The organism is Stenotrophomonas sp. JAG2 (genome assembly GCF_041080745.1).
GTDB lineage: Bacteria > Pseudomonadota > Gammaproteobacteria > Xanthomonadales > Xanthomonadaceae > Stenotrophomonas > Stenotrophomonas maltophilia_AA.
The window spans coordinates 475,882-491,114 of the sequence record NZ_JBEUMH010000001.1; the positions used below are offsets into that span (position 1 = coordinate 475,882).

Below are 15,233 nucleotides of genomic sequence, written 5' to 3' on the forward strand. Positions count from 1 at the left end.
ATAACGTTTTTTTTGCAAATCGCAACCGTCAAGCTGTAAAACGAGCACCAGTGCTCGTTTCACGCGTCCCCAGACGGTGATCGACTGCTCTCCCCAGGAACAACCCCAGCCGTTCCCTTGCGTAATCTATACTCTGCGACCACGAAATTCGCAATCGGAATCTGTCACTGATGACACGTCTTCGCCGTTGGCTGCGCTGGATGCTGGTCGCGTTCCTGGTCCTGGCATTGATCGGCGCCGCGGTTGCCGGTGGCCTGTACTACGCCGTCTCCTCCAAGCTCCCGGACGTGCAGACCCTGCGCGACGTGGAGATGCAGGAGCCCATGTACGTCTATGCCAGCGATGGCAAGCTGATGGCGGTGTTCGGCGAGACCCGGCGCACCCCCATCACCATGAAGGACGTCCCCGAGCGCCTCAAGCAGGCCTTCCTGGCCACCGAGGACGCGCGCTTCTACGAGCACGGCGGCGTGGACTACAAGGGCATCGGCCGCGCGGTCTGGCTGCTGGCCACCACCAACGACAAGCGCGTGCCCGGCGGTTCGACCATCACCCAGCAGGTCGCCCGCCAGTTCTTCCTGAGCTCGGAGTACAGCTACACCCGCAAGCTGGCCGAGATCCTGCTGGCGCGCAAGATCGAGAGCGAGCTGAGCAAGGACGAGATCTTCGAGCTGTACCTCAACAAGAGCTTCTTCGGCAACCGCGCCTATGGCGTGGCCGCCGCGGCCGAGTTCTATTACGGCAAGAAGCTGGGCGAGCTGGACCTGGACGAGATGGCCTCGCTGGCCGGCATCCCCAAGTTCCCCTCGTCCGGCAACCCGATCAGCAACCCCGAGCGCGCCCGCGAGCGCCGCGACTACTATGTGCTGCAGCGCATGGCCAGCCTGGGCTTCATCTCCCAGGCCGAGGCCGACGCGGCCAAGGCCGTGCCGATGCACGCCACCGCGCATGAGCCGCCGCTGCAGGTGGAAGCCCCCTACGTGGCCGAGCTGGTCCGCCAGGAAATGATCGCCCGCTTCGGCGGCGACGTGGTCAACAAGGGCTACCACGTGACCACCACGATCAACGCCGAGCTGCAGACCGCGGCCAACCTGTCGGTGCGCGATGGCCTGCTGGCCTACGACCACCGCCACGGCTGGCACGGCGTGGAGCAGCACGTGGAGGTCCCGGCCGACGCCGATGCCGCCGCGCTGGCCACCAAGCTGTCCGGCATTCCCGCACAGACCGGCCTGTTGCCGGCGATCGTGGCTGCGACCGCCGCCGATGGCAGCGCGACCGTGGTGCTGGGCAACCGCAGCGAAGTGGTGCTGCCCGCCAGCGCCGCCCGCTGGACCAACAAGACCCCGGCCAAGCTGGTGACCCGCGGCGATATCGTGCGCGTGCGGGCCGGCGAGAAGGAGGGCGAGTGGCTGCTCGACCAGATTCCGCGCGGCCAGGCCGCCCTGGTTTCGCTGGACGCGGAAAACGGCGCGTTGAGGGCGCTGGTCGGCGGCTTCAGCTTCTCCGGCAACAAGTTCAACCGCGCCACCCAGGCCCGCCGCCAGCCGGGCTCGAGCTTCAAGCCGTTCATCTATGCGGCCGCCTTCGACAAGGGCTTCAACCCGGCCTCGATCGTGCTCGACGCCCCGGTCGTGTTCCGCGACCGCCGCGGCAAGACCTGGTCGCCGCAGAACGACGGCGGCGGCTTCCGTGGCCCGATGCGCCTGCGTGAAGCGCTGGTGCAGTCGCGCAACCTGGTCTCGGTGCGCCTGCTCGATGGCATGGGCGTGGATTACGCGCGCAAGTACATCAGCGAGTTCGGCTTCGCCGAGGCCGAGCTGCCGCCGAACCTGTCGATGTCGCTGGGCACCGCCTCGCTGACCCCGCTCTCGGTGGCGCGCGGCTATGCCGTGTTCGCCAACGGCGGCTCGCGCGTGGACACCTGGCTGATCGACCGGGTCACCGACCGCGATGGCGTGGAAGTGTTCAAGGAAAACCCGGCCATCGCCTGCCGCGATTGCGCCGGCACCAGCGGCATGCCGGTCAGTCAGGTCGTGGACGGCTTCAACTTCGGCTCCGCGCCCGCGGCCAACGCCGCACCGGCCAAGCCGCAGCAGGCCACCGCTACGGCCGCCGTGGAAGAAGCCCCGGCCCCGGCCAACCCGGACGCCAAGGTCGCCCCGCGCGCGATCGATGCCCGCACCGCGTACCAGCTCAACTCGATGATGCGCGACGTCGTCCAGCGCGGTACCGGTACGGCGGCCAAGGTGCTCGGCCGCGAAGACGTGGGCGGCAAGACCGGCTCGACCAACGACCACCGCGATGCCTGGTTCTCCGGTTTCGGTGGCCCGTACGCGACCACCGTGTGGGTGGGCCGCGACGACTTCCGCTCGCTCGGCTACCGCGAGTATGGCGGCCGCGCCGCCCTGCCGATCTGGATCGAGTACATGCGCGTCGCGCTGAAGGACACCCCGATCGCGCAGAACGAGCCGCCGTCGGGCATGGTCCAGGCCACGCTCAACGGCGCGACCGAGTGGGTCAAGGTCGAAGACATGGAGAAGCTGGAGGAGTACGACTTCAACAGCCACACCCCGCAGGCCGACGACGCCGCGTTCGATATCTTCTGACCACGTGTGCCGGGTACGCCCGGCGCCGCGATGGAACACAGGCCGGGCACTGCCCGGCCTTTTTTTGTTCGCCCCCTCCTGCGTATCGTCCGCCCCATCGCCCCGGTAGAGCCCCCCATGGGTGGCTGCACGCATCCCTGATCGCAGGCACAGCCACGCATGGCGTGGCTCTACCCGCCTGTCACATCGCCGGTGTACATTGCCGTGCAGGTCGCCAAGGAGTTCCGGTCATGCATCGAGCCCGCCAGCATGCAGCCACGCAGACCCGTGAGCGTCGCCACCAGCTGGCGCATGAAGCCGCCCGCCTGATGGCCGAGGGCGGCATCCGCGACTACCACCAGGCCAAGCTCAAGGCCGCCACCCGGCTCGGCATCCACGACGATGCCTCCCTGCCCCGCAACACCGAGATCGAAGACGCGCTGCGCGAGTACCAGCGGCTGTTTGCCGGTGCCGACCATGGCGCGCAGCTGCGCCTGCGCCGTGAAGCGGCCCTGCGTGCGATGGACTTCCTGCAGGCCTTCTCGCCGCGGCTGTGCGGCCCGGTGCTCGATGGCACCGCCGACGCCAACAGCCCCGTGCAGCTGCAGGTGCACAGCGATGACGCCGATGCGGTGCAGCGCCATCTCGACGAACACGGCATTCCGGCCGAATCGCGCACGCGCCGGCTGCGGCTGGACCGCGAGCGCACCCTGGACGCACCGGTGTGGGTATTCAGCGCCGAGGACCTGACCTTCGACATCGCCGTGCTCCCCTACGACGGCCTGCGCCAGCCACCGCTGTCGGCCATCGATGAGAAGCCGATGCGGCGCGCGTCGGCCGCGCAGGTGCGTGAGCTGCTGGCCGAGAGCGAGATCGAAGGCTACCTGGGCAGCCGCTGAGTCCACCGCGCGTTCGACGCCGCTCAGCGATCACCGAACGGCGCGAGGAACGCCTCGATGGCGGCCACCAGTGCCAGCGGCGTTTCGTTCATGGGGTAGTGCCCTGCGTTGCCGATCACCACCACGGACGCGTGCGCGTAGCGGCGCAGGTAGGTCCGTTCCATCAGCGCGCGATGGAAGATCGGATCGTGCTCGCCGATCAGCACCTTCACCGGGTGCCGGCCGACGATCTCCGTGCTGAAGTCGGTGTCGGCCCATGCCGTGAAATAGGCTGCGAAGGCCTCCGGGGCGGCGCGCTCCATCGAGTACCGCGCCTTCCAGTCCAGCCATGCGGCGGGAAGTCGTCCGCCGGTGCTGCGATCAATGATCCCGCGGCGGATGTCCGCGCTGCCCGCGGCCGCTTCAAGCAGCTGCCGCGTCGGCGGATCATAGGCAATGCCACCACAGGGCAAGGGCGCGACGGCCACCAGCGCGCGCACGCGATCCGGGGCGAGGACCGCGATCCGCTCGATGGCCATGCCGCCCATCGAATGACCGACCAGGCTGAAGGTCTCGATGCCCAGCGTGTCGGCCAGGGTCAGCGCGTCGTTGGCGATCTCGTCGATCGTGTAATCACCGCGTGCGGCGCGCATGCCACCGTAGCCGCGGCAGTCCATGAAGACGTAGCTGAAGATTCCACCGGACAGCCACGGCTCGATCGGTTCGAAGGCGTGCGCATCGCCGAACCAGCCGTGCAGGACCAGGACGGAATGTGCGCCGGTGCCGACGCGATGAAAGGTAGTGGGCATGGCTGCACCGTGCGGGTGTGGGGTTGGGCCGCGATGTTAGGGTGGCGGCGCGTGGCCCGCCGTCGATATCAGGCCGATGGCGATAGAATCCGGGCCATGCGCAATACCCTGCTCGATCCCTTTGAAGATCTGCCCCGCGCCGTGGTGGTCACCGCCAACGACTACGCCGCCGGATCCGTCTTCCCCGACCACGCGCATCGGCGCGGTCAGTTCGCGTTTGCCTCGCGCGGCACCATCAGCCTCACCACGCCCGAGGGACACTGGCTGGTGCCACCGCAGCGTGCGTGCTGGGTGCCCGCAGGCGTCACCCACGCCATGGCGATGCGTGGCCCGGTCACGATGCTCAATGTGTTCGTGGCGGCGGAGGAAGTGGCGGCGGCCCGGTTGCCAGCGCGCTGCGGCGTACATGCCGTATCGGCGTTGCTGCGGCACCTGATGGACGATGCGGTCGACCTGCCGGCGATGTACGACCAGGACGGTCGTGCCGGCCGGCTGATGCAGTTGCTGGTCGCAGAGATCGCGGTGATGCCACGCCTGTCACTGCATGCGCCGTTGCCCCGCGACCCACGCCTTGCGCGTGCCTGCCAGCAGGTGTTCGACGCGCCCTCGATCGCCTCCACGCTCGATGCGGTGGCCGCCAAGGCAGGCATGAGCCGACGCACGTTCACCCGCCAGTTCCGCGCGGACACCGGGGTGGGATTTGCCGAATGGCGCCAGCAGGTCTGCCTGCTCGCCGCGATCGAACGCCTGGGTGCCGGGCAGCCGGTCACCCGGGTGGCGCTGGACCTCGGATACGCCAGCCCCAGCGCGTTTTCGTCGGCGTTCCGGCGTGCAGTGGGGGAATCGCCCAGCCGCTATCTGGAGACCCGGCGGACGACGTAGAAACCGCACGGCCAACTGGTAAGGCCGGTTGCCCGCGCAGGACGGGACAGGCAAAAAAAACGCCCCGCGATGCGGGGCGTTTTCATCACGACCTGCCGGAGCGATCAGCCCTGGTAGTCGCGCACGTCGCTGCCGGTGTAGACCTGGCGCGGACGGCCGATCTTCATTTCCGGATCGACCTGCTGTTCCAGCCAATGTGCGACCCAGCCGGAAGTACGGCCCAGGGCGAACATGACGGTGAACATTTCGGTCGGGATCTGCAGCGCCTTGTAGATGATGCCGCTGTAGAAATCGACGTTCGGGTACAGCTTGCGGGCGACGAAGTAGTCGTCCTGCAGCGCGGCCTGCTCCAGCTTGACGGCGACGTCCAGCAGCGGATCCTGCACGCCCAGCTGCTTGAGCACCTTGCCGGTCATCTCACCGATGACCTTGGCGCGCGGGTCGAAGTTCTTGTACACGCGGTGGCCGAAGCCCATCAGGCGGAAGCCGGAGGTCTTGTCCTTGGCCTTGAGCACGGCGGACTCGACGTTGTCGGCCGAACCGATCTCTTCCAGCATCTTCAGCACGGCTTCGTTGGCACCGCCGTGGGCCGGACCCCACAGCGCGGTGACGCCAGCGGCGACCGACGCGTACGGGTTGGCACCGGTCGAACCGACCAAGCGCACGGTCGAGGTCGAGGCGTTCTGCTCGTGATCGGCGTGCAGGATGAACAGCAGGTCCAGCGCCTTGACCACGTCCTGGTTCAGCTCGTACTGGCCATCGGCGGACTCGAAGGTCTGCTTCAGGAAGCGGCTGACGTAATCCAGCGAGGTGTCCGGCTTGTTGGCCGGCAGGCCCTTGCCGTGGCGGTAGATCAGGGCCGACAGGGTCGGCACCTTGGCGATCAGGCGCACCGCGGCGTGGCGACGCTGTTCGGCGTCGGACAGGTCCAGCGAGGCGTGGTAGATGCCCGACAGCTGCGCGATGGCGGCGGTCAGGATGGCCATCGGATGGGCATCCTTGGCGAAGCTGCCGATCAGCGTGTTGATCGACGGATCCACATCGGCTTCGGCCGCCAGCTCGTCGGTGAAGGCCTTCAGCTGCTCGGCGCTCGGACGCTCGCCGTTGATCAGCAGGTAGGCCACTTCGACGTAGCTCGACTTTTCCGAGAGCTGCTCGATGGGATAGCCGCGATACAGCAGCACGCCCTTGTCACCGTCGATGTAGGTGATGGCGGACTTGCAGCTGGCGGTGGCGGTGAAGCCGGAGTCGTAAGTGAAGAGACCGGTTTCCTTGGTCAGCTTCGAGATATCGACGCAATCGTTGCCGAGCGTGGGTTTGATGACTGGCAGAACAACCGACTTGTCGCCGGCGTTGAGCGTGACCTGATCAAGATCGGACACTGTGTGCGCTCCTCGAGGGAAGGCGCCCGCCCAAGCGCATGGGTCAGGCACGTGAAGGAAGTCCACGACCGTTATCGTGGATCCCGCCATTATCGCACAGCAACATTTTCGACGCCCTAGGACGGAAGTCGTAGACGCAGGTTCCGGATCGCGCGGAAGGCGTCATCCCAGCGCGCACAAGGGCTGGCGCGGCGTCACGGACACAGCGTTCCGTCGGCGGGGCATGTGGGCCTCACCTGGCGTTCAGCAATCCGGAAACAACAAAAAACAACGGCCGCCAAGGCGACCGTTGTTTTCAAGCAGCTGCGTCGACAGATCAGGCTGCGGTCGGCGCCGGCTTGCCGAAACGCTTCTGGAACTTGTCGATACGGCCGCTGGTGTCGATCACCTTGTGCTTGCCCGTGTAGAACGGATGCGAAGCCGAGGAGATTTCAACCTTGACGAGCGGGTACTCGTTGCCGTCTTCCCACTTGATCGTGTCCTTGGTGGACATGGTCGAACGGGTCAGGATCTTGAAATCAGAGGTAACGTCGTGGAAAACCACGTCGCGGTAAGCAGGATGAATATCGGCCTTCATGGGCGCGCACCGTAATAAGGGCTGGTGGTCAAGAGCGGCATTATAGTCCCGGCCGCCGCAAAGGGCAAGCCGGGTCCATCAACCGTGCGAAAGGTCCGCCGCAGCGGCGTCGTCAGACGCCGAGTGCCGCCCTCACCTGGGTCTCGAATCGACCCTGGTCGTAGGCCATCAGCAGCTGGGTGTTGTCCGGCTGCCCGGTCTGGCGGTTCCAGTCGACAATGGTAGCACCCCGGCTGTGCACACCGGCCAGTTCCACGTTCAGGGGACGCGATTCGACCCGCAGCGCGCCTTCCGGCTGCAGCGCCCAGGCCATCGCCAGGGCATCGGCGGCGTACCAGCGCTCGCCCCGGCTGTCTTCGGACCACAGGCGGGTCTGGCGCGAGATCAGCTCGTAGAAACGGGCCTTGTCGCTGTCCGCGGCCAGCCACTGCTCCACATCGGCATGCAGCAGGCCATGGGCCACGGTGGCTTCCCAATCCGCCACTTCGATGTGCGGGAAGCCGGTGAACACGATGTGCGCCGCCTCCGGATCGAACGCGATGTTGAACTCGGCGGCCGGGGTGATGTTGCCGTGGCAGGTCACCGCCCCGCCCATCACCAGGAAGCGCTTCACGCGCTGCGGCAGGGTCGGGTCGAGCTTCAGGGCCAGGGCCAGGTTGGTCAGCGGACCGAGTGCGACCAGGAACAGTTCGCCGGCGTATTCGTGCGACAGGCGCAGGATCGCCAGCGCGGCGTGCTCGGCCTCGGCTTGGCGCTTGGCGGCCGGCAGGTTGACGTCGCCAAAACCATCGGCGCCGTGCACATGGGCGGCATCGACCGAGGGGTGCAGCAGCGGATCGGCGGTACCGGCGTAGACCGGCACGTCTTCGCGGCCAGCCACTTCGCACAGTTTCAGGGCATTGCGGACCGTGTGGTCCAGGCCAACGTTGCCGGCGGCGATGGTCAGGCCAACGATATCGTGGCGCTCATCGGCGAAGGCCATCAACAGGGCCAGGGCATCATCGACACCCGGGTCGGTGTCGATCAACAGCGGAATCTTCTTGCTCATCGTTGCCGTCTTGATAATCGGCAAGGGACTTTCGCACCCTGCCATGACAAATACAAGGCGGTGCCCGCCCACTCCGCTTGGCGGCGCGCTATGCCGACGCGTACCGCACGGCCGTGCCGATCCAGCGCCGCACCACCTGATCGGCCACCTCGGGCGCCTCCACCAGCAGCCGCTCGGCAAGCGCGTGCACGCCCGGCAGCAGATCCGCATCGCGGGCCAGATCGGCCATGCGGAACCCGGCCAGGCCGGTCTGCCGCGTGCCCAGCAGCTCGCCGGGGCCACGCAGCTCCAGATCCTTCTCGGCGATCAGGAAGCCATCGTTGGTCTGCCGCATGGTTTCCAGCCGCTCACGCGCCATGTTCGACAACGGCGCCTGGTACAGCAGCACGCAGCGCGACACCGCGGAGCCGCGCCCTACCCGGCCGCGCAGCTGGTGCAGCTGGGCCAGGCCGAGGCGCTCGGCATTCTCGATGATCATCAACGACGCATTCGGCACGTCCACGCCGACCTCGATGACCGTGGTGGCCACCAGCAGATCGATCTCACCGGCCTTGAAGGCGACCATCGTGGCCAGCTTCTCGCTCGCCTTCAGCCGCCCATGCACCAGCCCCACCCGCACGCCCGGCAGCAGCGCCTGCAGCGACTCGAACGTGGCCTGCGCCGGGGTGGCGTCCAGCTCTTCGCTTTCCTCGATCAGCGTGCAGACCCAGTACACCTGCTGGCCTTCGCGGCAGGCCACCGCGATGCGTTCGATCAGCTCCGGACGGCGATCATTGTTGAGTGCCACGGTCTGCACCGGCGTACGCCCGGGCGGCAGCTCATCGATCGCCGAGACATCCAGATCGGCATACTCGGACATCGCCAGCGTGCGCGGAATCGGGGTGGCGGTCATCACCAGCTGGTGCGGCACGCTGCGCCCGTCCGCGCCCTTGTCGCGCAGTGCCAGCCGCTGGTGCACGCCGAAACGGTGCTGCTCATCGACGATGGCCAGTGCCAGGTCCTTGAACACCACGCTGTCCTGCATCAGCGCATGCGTCCCGACCACCACCTGGGCCTCGCCCGAGGCGACCTCGGCCAGGACCCGGGTGCGCGCCCTGCCGGTGACCTTGCCGGCCAGCCACGCCGTGCGCACGCCCAGCGGCTCCAGCCAGGCGCGGAGATTGTTCATGTGCTGCTCGGCCAGCAGCTCGGTGGGTGCGGCCAATGCGACCTGCTTGCCCCGCTCCACCGCCAGCATCGCCGCCAACGCGGCGACCACGGTCTTGCCCGAGCCGACATCGCCCTGCACCAGCCGCAGCATCGGGTGCGCCTTGGCCAGGTCCTTGCGGATCTGCTCGAACACGCGCTGCTGCGCACCGGTCAACTGGAACGGCAGGCTGTCGCGCAGCTGCGCCACCAGCAGGCCCTGCCCACGCAGCGACGGCGCGTGGTGCGCCTGCAACGCCATGCGCTGGCGGCGCAGGCTCAGGTGGTGGGCCAGCAATTCCTCGATGGCCAGCCGGCGTTGCGCCGGATGTCGGCCTGCGGCCAGCGCGGCAAGATCCGCGTCCGGCGGTGGCCGGTGCACGGTCAACAGCGCACTGCGCAGCGATGGCAGGCCCAGGCCGGACAACCAGCCGGCCGGCAACAATTCCAGCGTCGATTCTTCGGGCAACCTGTCCAGCGCCAGCCCGATGAACTTCCGCATCGTCGCCGGGCCCACGCCTTCGACCGCCGGATAGACCGGATCGAGGCTGTCGCCCAGCGCGTCATCTTCACTGCCGCCCATCACCCGGTAACTGGGATGGACGATCTCCAGCCCGTGATGGCCGGGCTTGGCGGTGCCGAAGCAGCGGATCCGCGCGCCCACGGCGAACTGCGACACCTGCTGGGCGCGGAAATGGAAGAACCGCAGCACCAGCGTGCCGTACGAATCATCCTCGATCGCCACCTTGAGCACCGGCCGATAGCGGAAGCCGCGCTCGACCGCGCTCACCCGCCCCTCCACCTGTGCCGCCACCCCCGGCTGCAGCGCCGCGATGGTGGTCAGCCGGGTCCGGTCCTCATAGCGCAGCGGCAGATGCAGCCACAGGTCCTGCAGCGAAGACAGGCCACGGGCGGCCAGCTTGATCGCCACCGCTGGCCCGATACCGGAGAGCATCGACAACGATGCCTCCCCGGCCGCGGCCAGCGCCGGTGCAGGAGCCCGTGACCGCGCCACGTCAGGCCTGGTCGAGCACCATCACCGCATCGACTTCGAAGTTGGCGGCCTTCGGCAGACCCGCGACTTCGATGGTGGAGCGGGCCGGGAACGGCGCCTTGAAGTAGTCCTGCATGACGGCATTGACCTTGGCGAACTCGCCCAGATCGGTCAGGTACAGGCCCAGGCGGACGATCTGATCCAGCGAACCGCCTGCTTCTTCGGCGACGGCCTTCAGGTTGTCGAACGCACGACGCGCCTGCGCCTCGATATCGCCCACACCGACGATCTCACTGGTGGCCGGATCCAGCGGAATCTGGCCCGAGAAATACACGGTATTGCCCGCACGCACGGCCTGCGAATACGGACCGATGGCGGCCGGGGCCTTGGCACTGGTGATGATCTGACGGGACATGGGAGCTCCACGGTTCAAAAGGGGGAACGCGATTGTACCGCCGGAACGGGTAGCGCCACGCCATGCGTGGCTTCCCGGTGCCGGAACGGAGAGCATCCACGCATGGCGTGGATCTACCGGAATGCTGTCATCCGGCCGGCCGCCGGGGCAATCATTGCCGCCGTACCGACTGCACCACGGACAAACGCCGCAGCCTGCGCATCACTTCCGCCAGATGGTTCCGATCACGCACCTGCACGTTGAAGCACAGCACCGCCGCATTGAAATCGCGATCCAGATAATCCACGCGCTCGATGTTCGAATGGCTCTGCGCGATCGCCGCCGCCAACTGTGCCAGCACGCCGGTCCCGTTCTCGACCTCCACGATCAGCGACGTATCGTAGTCGCCCGACACCGTCGTATCCCACCCGATCGGCACCCAGCGCTCCGGCGACTTGCGCAGTTCCGCCAGGTTCGGGCAATCCAGCCGGTGCACCACGATGCCCTTGCCGGCCGTGTGGTACCCCATGATGTCGTCGCCCGGGATCGGCTGGCAGCAGTTCGCGAAGCTCACCACCCCGCGCTCGCTGCCGTTGATCAGGATCTTTTCCTGCGAATGCTTGGAATGCGCCCCGCCGCGCAGCTCCGCATACGCCATCAGTGCCTGCGCGGCCTGGTTCGGCATCCAGTTGCCCAGTGCCACCTCGGCCAGCAGCGCCTCCAGGCGCGGGTACCGGTGTTCGGCCAGGAAGGCATCCAGGCGCCCCTTCGGCAGGCGCTCCAGCGAGCTGTCCATCGCCTCCAGCGCGCGGTCCAGCATCCGGTGGCCCAACTGCACGGCGTCCTCGTGTTCCAGCTGCTTGAGCTGGTGACGGATCGCGGTACGCGCCTTCGAACTGACCACGAACTCCAGCCACTGCGGCTTCGGCGTGGCCGAACGGGCGGTGATCACTTCCACCGTCTGCCCGCTGACCAGTTTCGTGCGCAGCGGGACCAGCTTCTTGTCGACCCGCGAGGCCACCGCCATGTTGCCCACGTCGGTATGCACCGCGTACGCGAAATCGAGCGCGGTGGAATTGCGCGGCAAGGCCAGGATCTTGCCCTTGGGCGTGAACAGATAGACCTCGTCCGGGAACAGGTCCACCTTGACGTTATCCAGGAATTCCAGCGACGAGCCGGCGGCCCGCTGCGAATCGATCAACTCCACGATCCACGCATGCGCGCGGCTCTGCGCGCTGTTGGGCGAATCGCCACCGAACTTGTACGTCCAGTGCGCCGCCACGCCGCGCTCGGCGATCAGGTCCATCTCTTCGGTGCGGATCTGCACCTCGATCGGCGAACCGTACGGACCGAACAACACCGTATGCAGCGACTGGTAGCCGTTGGCCTTGGGAATCGCGATGAAATCGCGGAAGCGCCCATCCAGCGGTTTGAACGTGGCATGCACCGAACCCAGCGCGTGATAGCAGTTGGGCACGTTGCGCACCACCAACCGGAACCCGAACACATCCATCACCTGATCGAAGGATTTGTTCTCGTCGCACATCTTGTTGTAGATGCTCCACGGCGTCTTGATGCGACTGACCAGGCGGTGCTCCAGCCCTTCCTTGGCCAGGCGCTGGCTCAGCTGCACCTCCACCTGCGCCATCGCCTCGCGGCGGACCACCGGCTGGCTGCGGATGTGTTTTTCCAGGATCGCGTGGCGCCACGGGTACAGCGCCTTGAAGCCCAGGTTCTGCAGCTCGCTCTTGACCAGGCTCATGCCCAGCCGCTGCGCGATCGGGGCGTAGATCTCCAGCGTCTCGCGTGCGATGCGGCCGCGGGCCTCGCGGCTCTGCGCGCCGAGCGTGCGCATATTGTGCAGGCGGTCGGCCAGCTTGATCATGATCACGCGCAGGTCGCGCGACATGGCCAGCAGCATCTTGCGGAAGCTCTCGGCCGCCGCTTCCTGGCGGTCGCGGAACTTCAGCTTGTCCAGCTTGGTGACACCATCGACCAGCTCGGCCACGGCTTCGCCGAACTCGGCGGCCAGCTCCTCGCGGGTCAGCGGCGTGTCTTCGATGGTGTCGTGCAGGATCGCGGCGATCAACGCCTCCACGTCCAGGCCGAGCTCGGCCAGCACCTGGGCCACGGCGACCGGGTGGGTGATGTAGGGCTCGCCCGACTTGCGGGTCTGGCCGGCATGCGCGGCAGCGCCTACTTCCCAGGCGCGGCGCAGCAGCGGCAGTTGATCGGGCGGCAGATAGTGCGCTGCGCGCTCAAGCTGGAGGACATAGTCGGGTACGGCCGCGCCGGCGGGCGTGGCGACCTTGGCAGTGGGGCCTGGGTTCATGCTCAAAGACTATGCCAGCGGCGTGATATCGGCAAATCCCTGAACAGGGAGTTTCACCTGCAACAACACGCCCCGACCGCAGCCACTGGCGGCACAAACGAAACAGCCCGCCAAAAGGCGGGCTGTTCGCAGCAACAACAACGTACGCGCGAGGCGATCAGTCGTCGTTCTTGGACATGTCTTCGTCGGCGACGACCTCGGCAGCGGCCCACTCCAATGCTTCACGCTCGGCACGCTCGCGCTCGGACTTCTCGACTTCGTCGATCAGGGCGTTGTCGATCTTGCGGGCGGCAATTTCGCGCAGCGCCAGCACGGTCGGCTTGTCTTCGGTTTCGCTGTTGTCCAGGGTGGCCTGGACGCCATTGGCCAGCTGACGGGCGCGCTTGGACGCCATCATGACCAGTTCGAAACGGTTGTTCACGACTTCCAGACAATCTTCTACGGTGATGCGGGCCATGCGGGCTCCCGGCAGCCGGTGAGGGCTGCTCAATCGAATGAGGGAAAGGGGACGGAGTGTACCCGCCAGGGCTGGACAAAATCAAGCCAACCGGCTAGCACCCCGTTTGGAATCAGTCGTTTGTGGGCGGGTCCTGGGTCAGCAGGGCCTGGATGAGGCCCGCGTGGCGGACCTTCTGGGCCTCCCGGCGCAGGCGGCTGGCCGTGAAGATGGCGCACAGTTCATCCACCGCGGTCTCGAAGACTTCGTTGACGATCACGTAGTCGAAGTCGTTGAAGTGCAGCATTTCTTCACGCGCGGCGGCCAGGCGCTGGGCGATCACCGCCTCGCTGTCCTGCCCGCGCTTGCGCATCCGGTCCTGCAGTGCCTGCTTGGACGGCGGCAGGATGAACACCGTGACCGTGCCCGGCACCAGCTGGCGGACCTGCTGGGCGCCCTGCCAGTCGATCTCCAGCAGCACGTCCTGGCCGGCCGACAACTGCGGCTCGACCGACTGCCGCGCGGTGCCCTTCCAGTCGCCATGCACCCAGGCATGCTCGAAGAAGTCGCCGGCGGCGATCATCGATTCGAATTCCTCGGCGCTGACGAAGTGGTAGTGCTCGCCGTTGACCTCACCCGGGCGGGTGGCGCGCGAGGTGAACGAGATCGACAGGGCAATCTGCGGGTCGCGGGCCAGGGTGGCGTTGACGATGCTGCTCTTGCCGGCGCCGGAGGGCGCGGCCACGATGTACAGGGTGCCGCGTGCAGGCGCACCGACGGGCGGGGTCTGGCTGCTCATTCGATGTTCTGCACCTGTTCGCGGATCTGGTCGATCAGCACCTTCAGCTCGACGGCGGCATTGGAGGTGCGGCTGTCCACCGACTTGGAGCCCAGCGTGTTGGCCTCGCGGTTGAACTCCTGCAGCAGGAAGTCCAGGCGGCGGCCGACCGGCTCGCGCTGCGTGAAGACGCGGCGGATCTCGGCGATGTGGCTGCCCAGGCGGTCCAGTTCCTCATCCACGTCCAGCTTCTGCAGCCACATCACCAGCTCCTGCTCGGCGCGGCCGGGATCGACCGGCTGCGGCAGGTCGGCCAGCCGGGCCGCCAGCTTGGTGCGCTGGCCTTCGCGGATCAGCGGGATCAGGGTGGTGACCTCGGCGGCGATGCGCTCGATGCTGTCCACGCGCTCCTGGATCGCGGTGGCGAGCTTGTCGCCTTCACGCTCACGCGCGGCGACGAAGCCGTCCAGCGCGGTATCCAGCAGGGCCAGGGCTTCGGCATGCAGCGCGGCGGCATCGACCGCCTCACCCTGCATCACGCCCGGCATCTGCAGCAGCTCGGTGAAACTCACCTGCAGGCTCGGGAAGCCCGAGGACAACCGGGTCGCCAGCTCGCCGAGCTGGCCGAGCAGCGCATCGTTGACCACCAGGGCACCGGTGACCTCCGGCGCGCGCAGGCGCATGACCAGATCGATCTTGCCGCGGCTGCAGCGCGAAGCGACGCGCTCGCGCAGGTGCGGCTCCAACGCACGCAGTTCTTCGGGCAGGCGCACGCCGACCTCCAGGAACCGGTGGTTGACCGAGCGCAGCTCGCAGGCCAGCGTGCCCCAGCGGGTGGCGCGCTCGCCGTTGGCATAGGCGGTCATGCTTCGAATCATGCGGGTTTCCGGTGCTCTCAAAGTGCAAATGGTACCCTAGCGGTCTCCTCAGAGCCTCCTCGCCCGCCGGTCCCCGGC

Annotated in this window: 13 protein-coding genes; 3 read left to right on the plus strand and 10 right to left on the minus strand. The window is 67.2% G+C overall.

Going from position 1 to position 15,233, the window contains the following annotated elements; genetic code table 11:
- The first annotated feature begins 170 nt into the window (after nucleotides 1–170).
- Nucleotides 171–2,603 carry a penicillin-binding protein 1A gene (locus tag AB9O74_RS02010; protein ID WP_369348210.1) on the plus strand — a complete coding sequence of 811 codons (2,433 nt, stop codon included), beginning with the start codon at nucleotides 171–173 and terminating at the stop codon, nucleotides 2,601–2,603.
- 230 nt (nucleotides 2,604–2,833) lie between these two features.
- Nucleotides 2,834–3,481 carry a hypothetical protein gene (locus tag AB9O74_RS02015; RefSeq protein WP_369348211.1) on the plus strand — a complete coding sequence of 216 codons (648 nt, stop codon included), beginning with the start codon at nucleotides 2,834–2,836 and terminating at the stop codon, nucleotides 3,479–3,481.
- Nucleotides 3,482–3,504: 23 nt separating this feature from the next.
- On the opposite strand, the gene AB9O74_RS02020 is transcribed toward AB9O74_RS02015, so the two are convergent.
- Nucleotides 3,505–4,269, minus strand: coding sequence for an alpha/beta fold hydrolase (locus AB9O74_RS02020; protein WP_369348212.1), 765 nt, complete (start codon nucleotides 4,267–4,269; stop codon nucleotides 3,505–3,507).
- Between the two features lie 96 nt (nucleotides 4,270–4,365).
- Between AB9O74_RS02020 and AB9O74_RS02025 the strand changes: the two genes are divergently transcribed.
- The gene (locus tag AB9O74_RS02025; protein ID WP_369348213.1) at nucleotides 4,366–5,151 is read left to right on the plus strand and encodes a helix-turn-helix domain-containing protein; all 786 of its coding nucleotides are present in this window, start codon (nucleotides 4,366–4,368) and stop codon (nucleotides 5,149–5,151) included.
- A gap of 104 nt (nucleotides 5,152–5,255) precedes the next feature.
- Here the strand turns inward: AB9O74_RS02025 and AB9O74_RS02030 are convergent, their stop codons facing one another.
- The 9 genes from AB9O74_RS02030 to AB9O74_RS02070 all read right to left on the minus strand — a co-directional run bounded on the left by AB9O74_RS02030 (nucleotide 5,256) and on the right by AB9O74_RS02070 (nucleotide 15,155).
- Complete coding sequence (locus AB9O74_RS02030) at nucleotides 5,256–6,533, minus strand: citrate synthase (RefSeq protein ID WP_088432680.1); 1,278 nt, start codon at nucleotides 6,531–6,533, stop codon at nucleotides 5,256–5,258.
- Nucleotides 6,534–6,849: 316 nt separating this feature from the next.
- A complete protein-coding gene (locus AB9O74_RS02035; RefSeq protein WP_019183873.1) occupies nucleotides 6,850–7,110 on the minus strand; it encodes a type B 50S ribosomal protein L31 in 261 nt (86 codons plus the stop codon).
- A 112-nt stretch (nucleotides 7,111–7,222) separates the two neighbouring features.
- Complete coding sequence (locus tag AB9O74_RS02040) at nucleotides 7,223–8,158, minus strand: nucleoside hydrolase (RefSeq protein ID WP_176988329.1); 936 nt, start codon at nucleotides 8,156–8,158, stop codon at nucleotides 7,223–7,225.
- An 88-nt stretch (nucleotides 8,159–8,246) separates the two neighbouring features.
- On the minus strand, nucleotides 8,247–10,358 hold the full coding sequence (gene recG, locus AB9O74_RS02045) for an ATP-dependent DNA helicase RecG (protein ID WP_369348214.1): 2,112 nt from the start codon (nucleotides 10,356–10,358) through the stop codon (nucleotides 8,247–8,249).
- 1 nt (nucleotide 10,359) lies between these two features.
- Nucleotides 10,360–10,752, minus strand: coding sequence for a RidA family protein (locus AB9O74_RS02050; protein ID WP_369348215.1), 393 nt, complete (start codon nucleotides 10,750–10,752; stop codon nucleotides 10,360–10,362).
- 151 nt (nucleotides 10,753–10,903) lie between these two features.
- The gene (locus AB9O74_RS02055; protein ID WP_179460178.1) at nucleotides 10,904–13,063 is read right to left on the minus strand and encodes a bifunctional (p)ppGpp synthetase/guanosine-3',5'-bis(diphosphate) 3'-pyrophosphohydrolase; all 2,160 of its coding nucleotides are present in this window, start codon (nucleotides 13,061–13,063) and stop codon (nucleotides 10,904–10,906) included.
- 157 nt (nucleotides 13,064–13,220) lie between these two features.
- Complete coding sequence (gene rpoZ, locus AB9O74_RS02060; RefSeq protein ID WP_176988325.1) at nucleotides 13,221–13,520, minus strand: DNA-directed RNA polymerase subunit omega; 300 nt, start codon at nucleotides 13,518–13,520, stop codon at nucleotides 13,221–13,223.
- Nucleotides 13,521–13,632: 112 nt separating this feature from the next.
- Nucleotides 13,633–14,298, minus strand: a complete 666-nt coding sequence (gene gmk, locus AB9O74_RS02065; protein WP_369348216.1) for a guanylate kinase — start codon at nucleotides 14,296–14,298, stop codon at nucleotides 13,633–13,635.
- Complete coding sequence (locus AB9O74_RS02070; protein WP_369348217.1) at nucleotides 14,295–15,155, minus strand: YicC/YloC family endoribonuclease; 861 nt, start codon at nucleotides 15,153–15,155, stop codon at nucleotides 14,295–14,297. Before AB9O74_RS02070 ends, gmk begins: the two co-directional genes overlap by 4 nt.
- Nucleotides 15,156–15,233: the final 78 nt, after the last annotated feature.

Coding starts and splice junctions, on each gene's coding strand:
- AB9O74_RS02025 (WP_369348213.1), top strand. CDS start 4,366: ATGCGCAATACCCTGCTCGATCCCTTTGAAGATCTGCCCCGCGCCGTG.
- AB9O74_RS02015 (WP_369348211.1), top strand. CDS start 2,834: ATGCATCGAGCCCGCCAGCATGCAGCCACGCAGACCCGTGAGCGTCGC.
- rpoZ (WP_176988325.1), bottom strand. CDS start 13,520: ATGGCCCGCATCACCGTAGAAGATTGTCTGGAAGTCGTGAACAACCGT.
- gmk (WP_369348216.1), bottom strand. CDS start 14,298: ATGAGCAGCCAGACCCCGCCCGTCGGTGCGCCTGCACGCGGCACCCTG.
- AB9O74_RS02040 (WP_176988329.1), bottom strand. CDS start 8,158: ATGAGCAAGAAGATTCCGCTGTTGATCGACACCGACCCGGGTGTCGAT.
- AB9O74_RS02035 (WP_019183873.1), bottom strand. CDS start 7,110: ATGAAGGCCGATATTCATCCTGCTTACCGCGACGTGGTTTTCCACGAC.
- AB9O74_RS02070 (WP_369348217.1), bottom strand. CDS start 15,155: ATGATTCGAAGCATGACCGCCTATGCCAACGGCGAGCGCGCCACCCGC.
- AB9O74_RS02055 (WP_179460178.1), bottom strand. CDS start 13,063: ATGAACCCAGGCCCCACTGCCAAGGTCGCCACGCCCGCCGGCGCGGCC.
- AB9O74_RS02010 (WP_369348210.1), top strand. CDS start 171: ATGACACGTCTTCGCCGTTGGCTGCGCTGGATGCTGGTCGCGTTCCTG.
- AB9O74_RS02020 (WP_369348212.1), bottom strand. CDS start 4,269: ATGCCCACTACCTTTCATCGCGTCGGCACCGGCGCACATTCCGTCCTG.
- AB9O74_RS02050 (WP_369348215.1), bottom strand. CDS start 10,752: ATGTCCCGTCAGATCATCACCAGTGCCAAGGCCCCGGCCGCCATCGGT.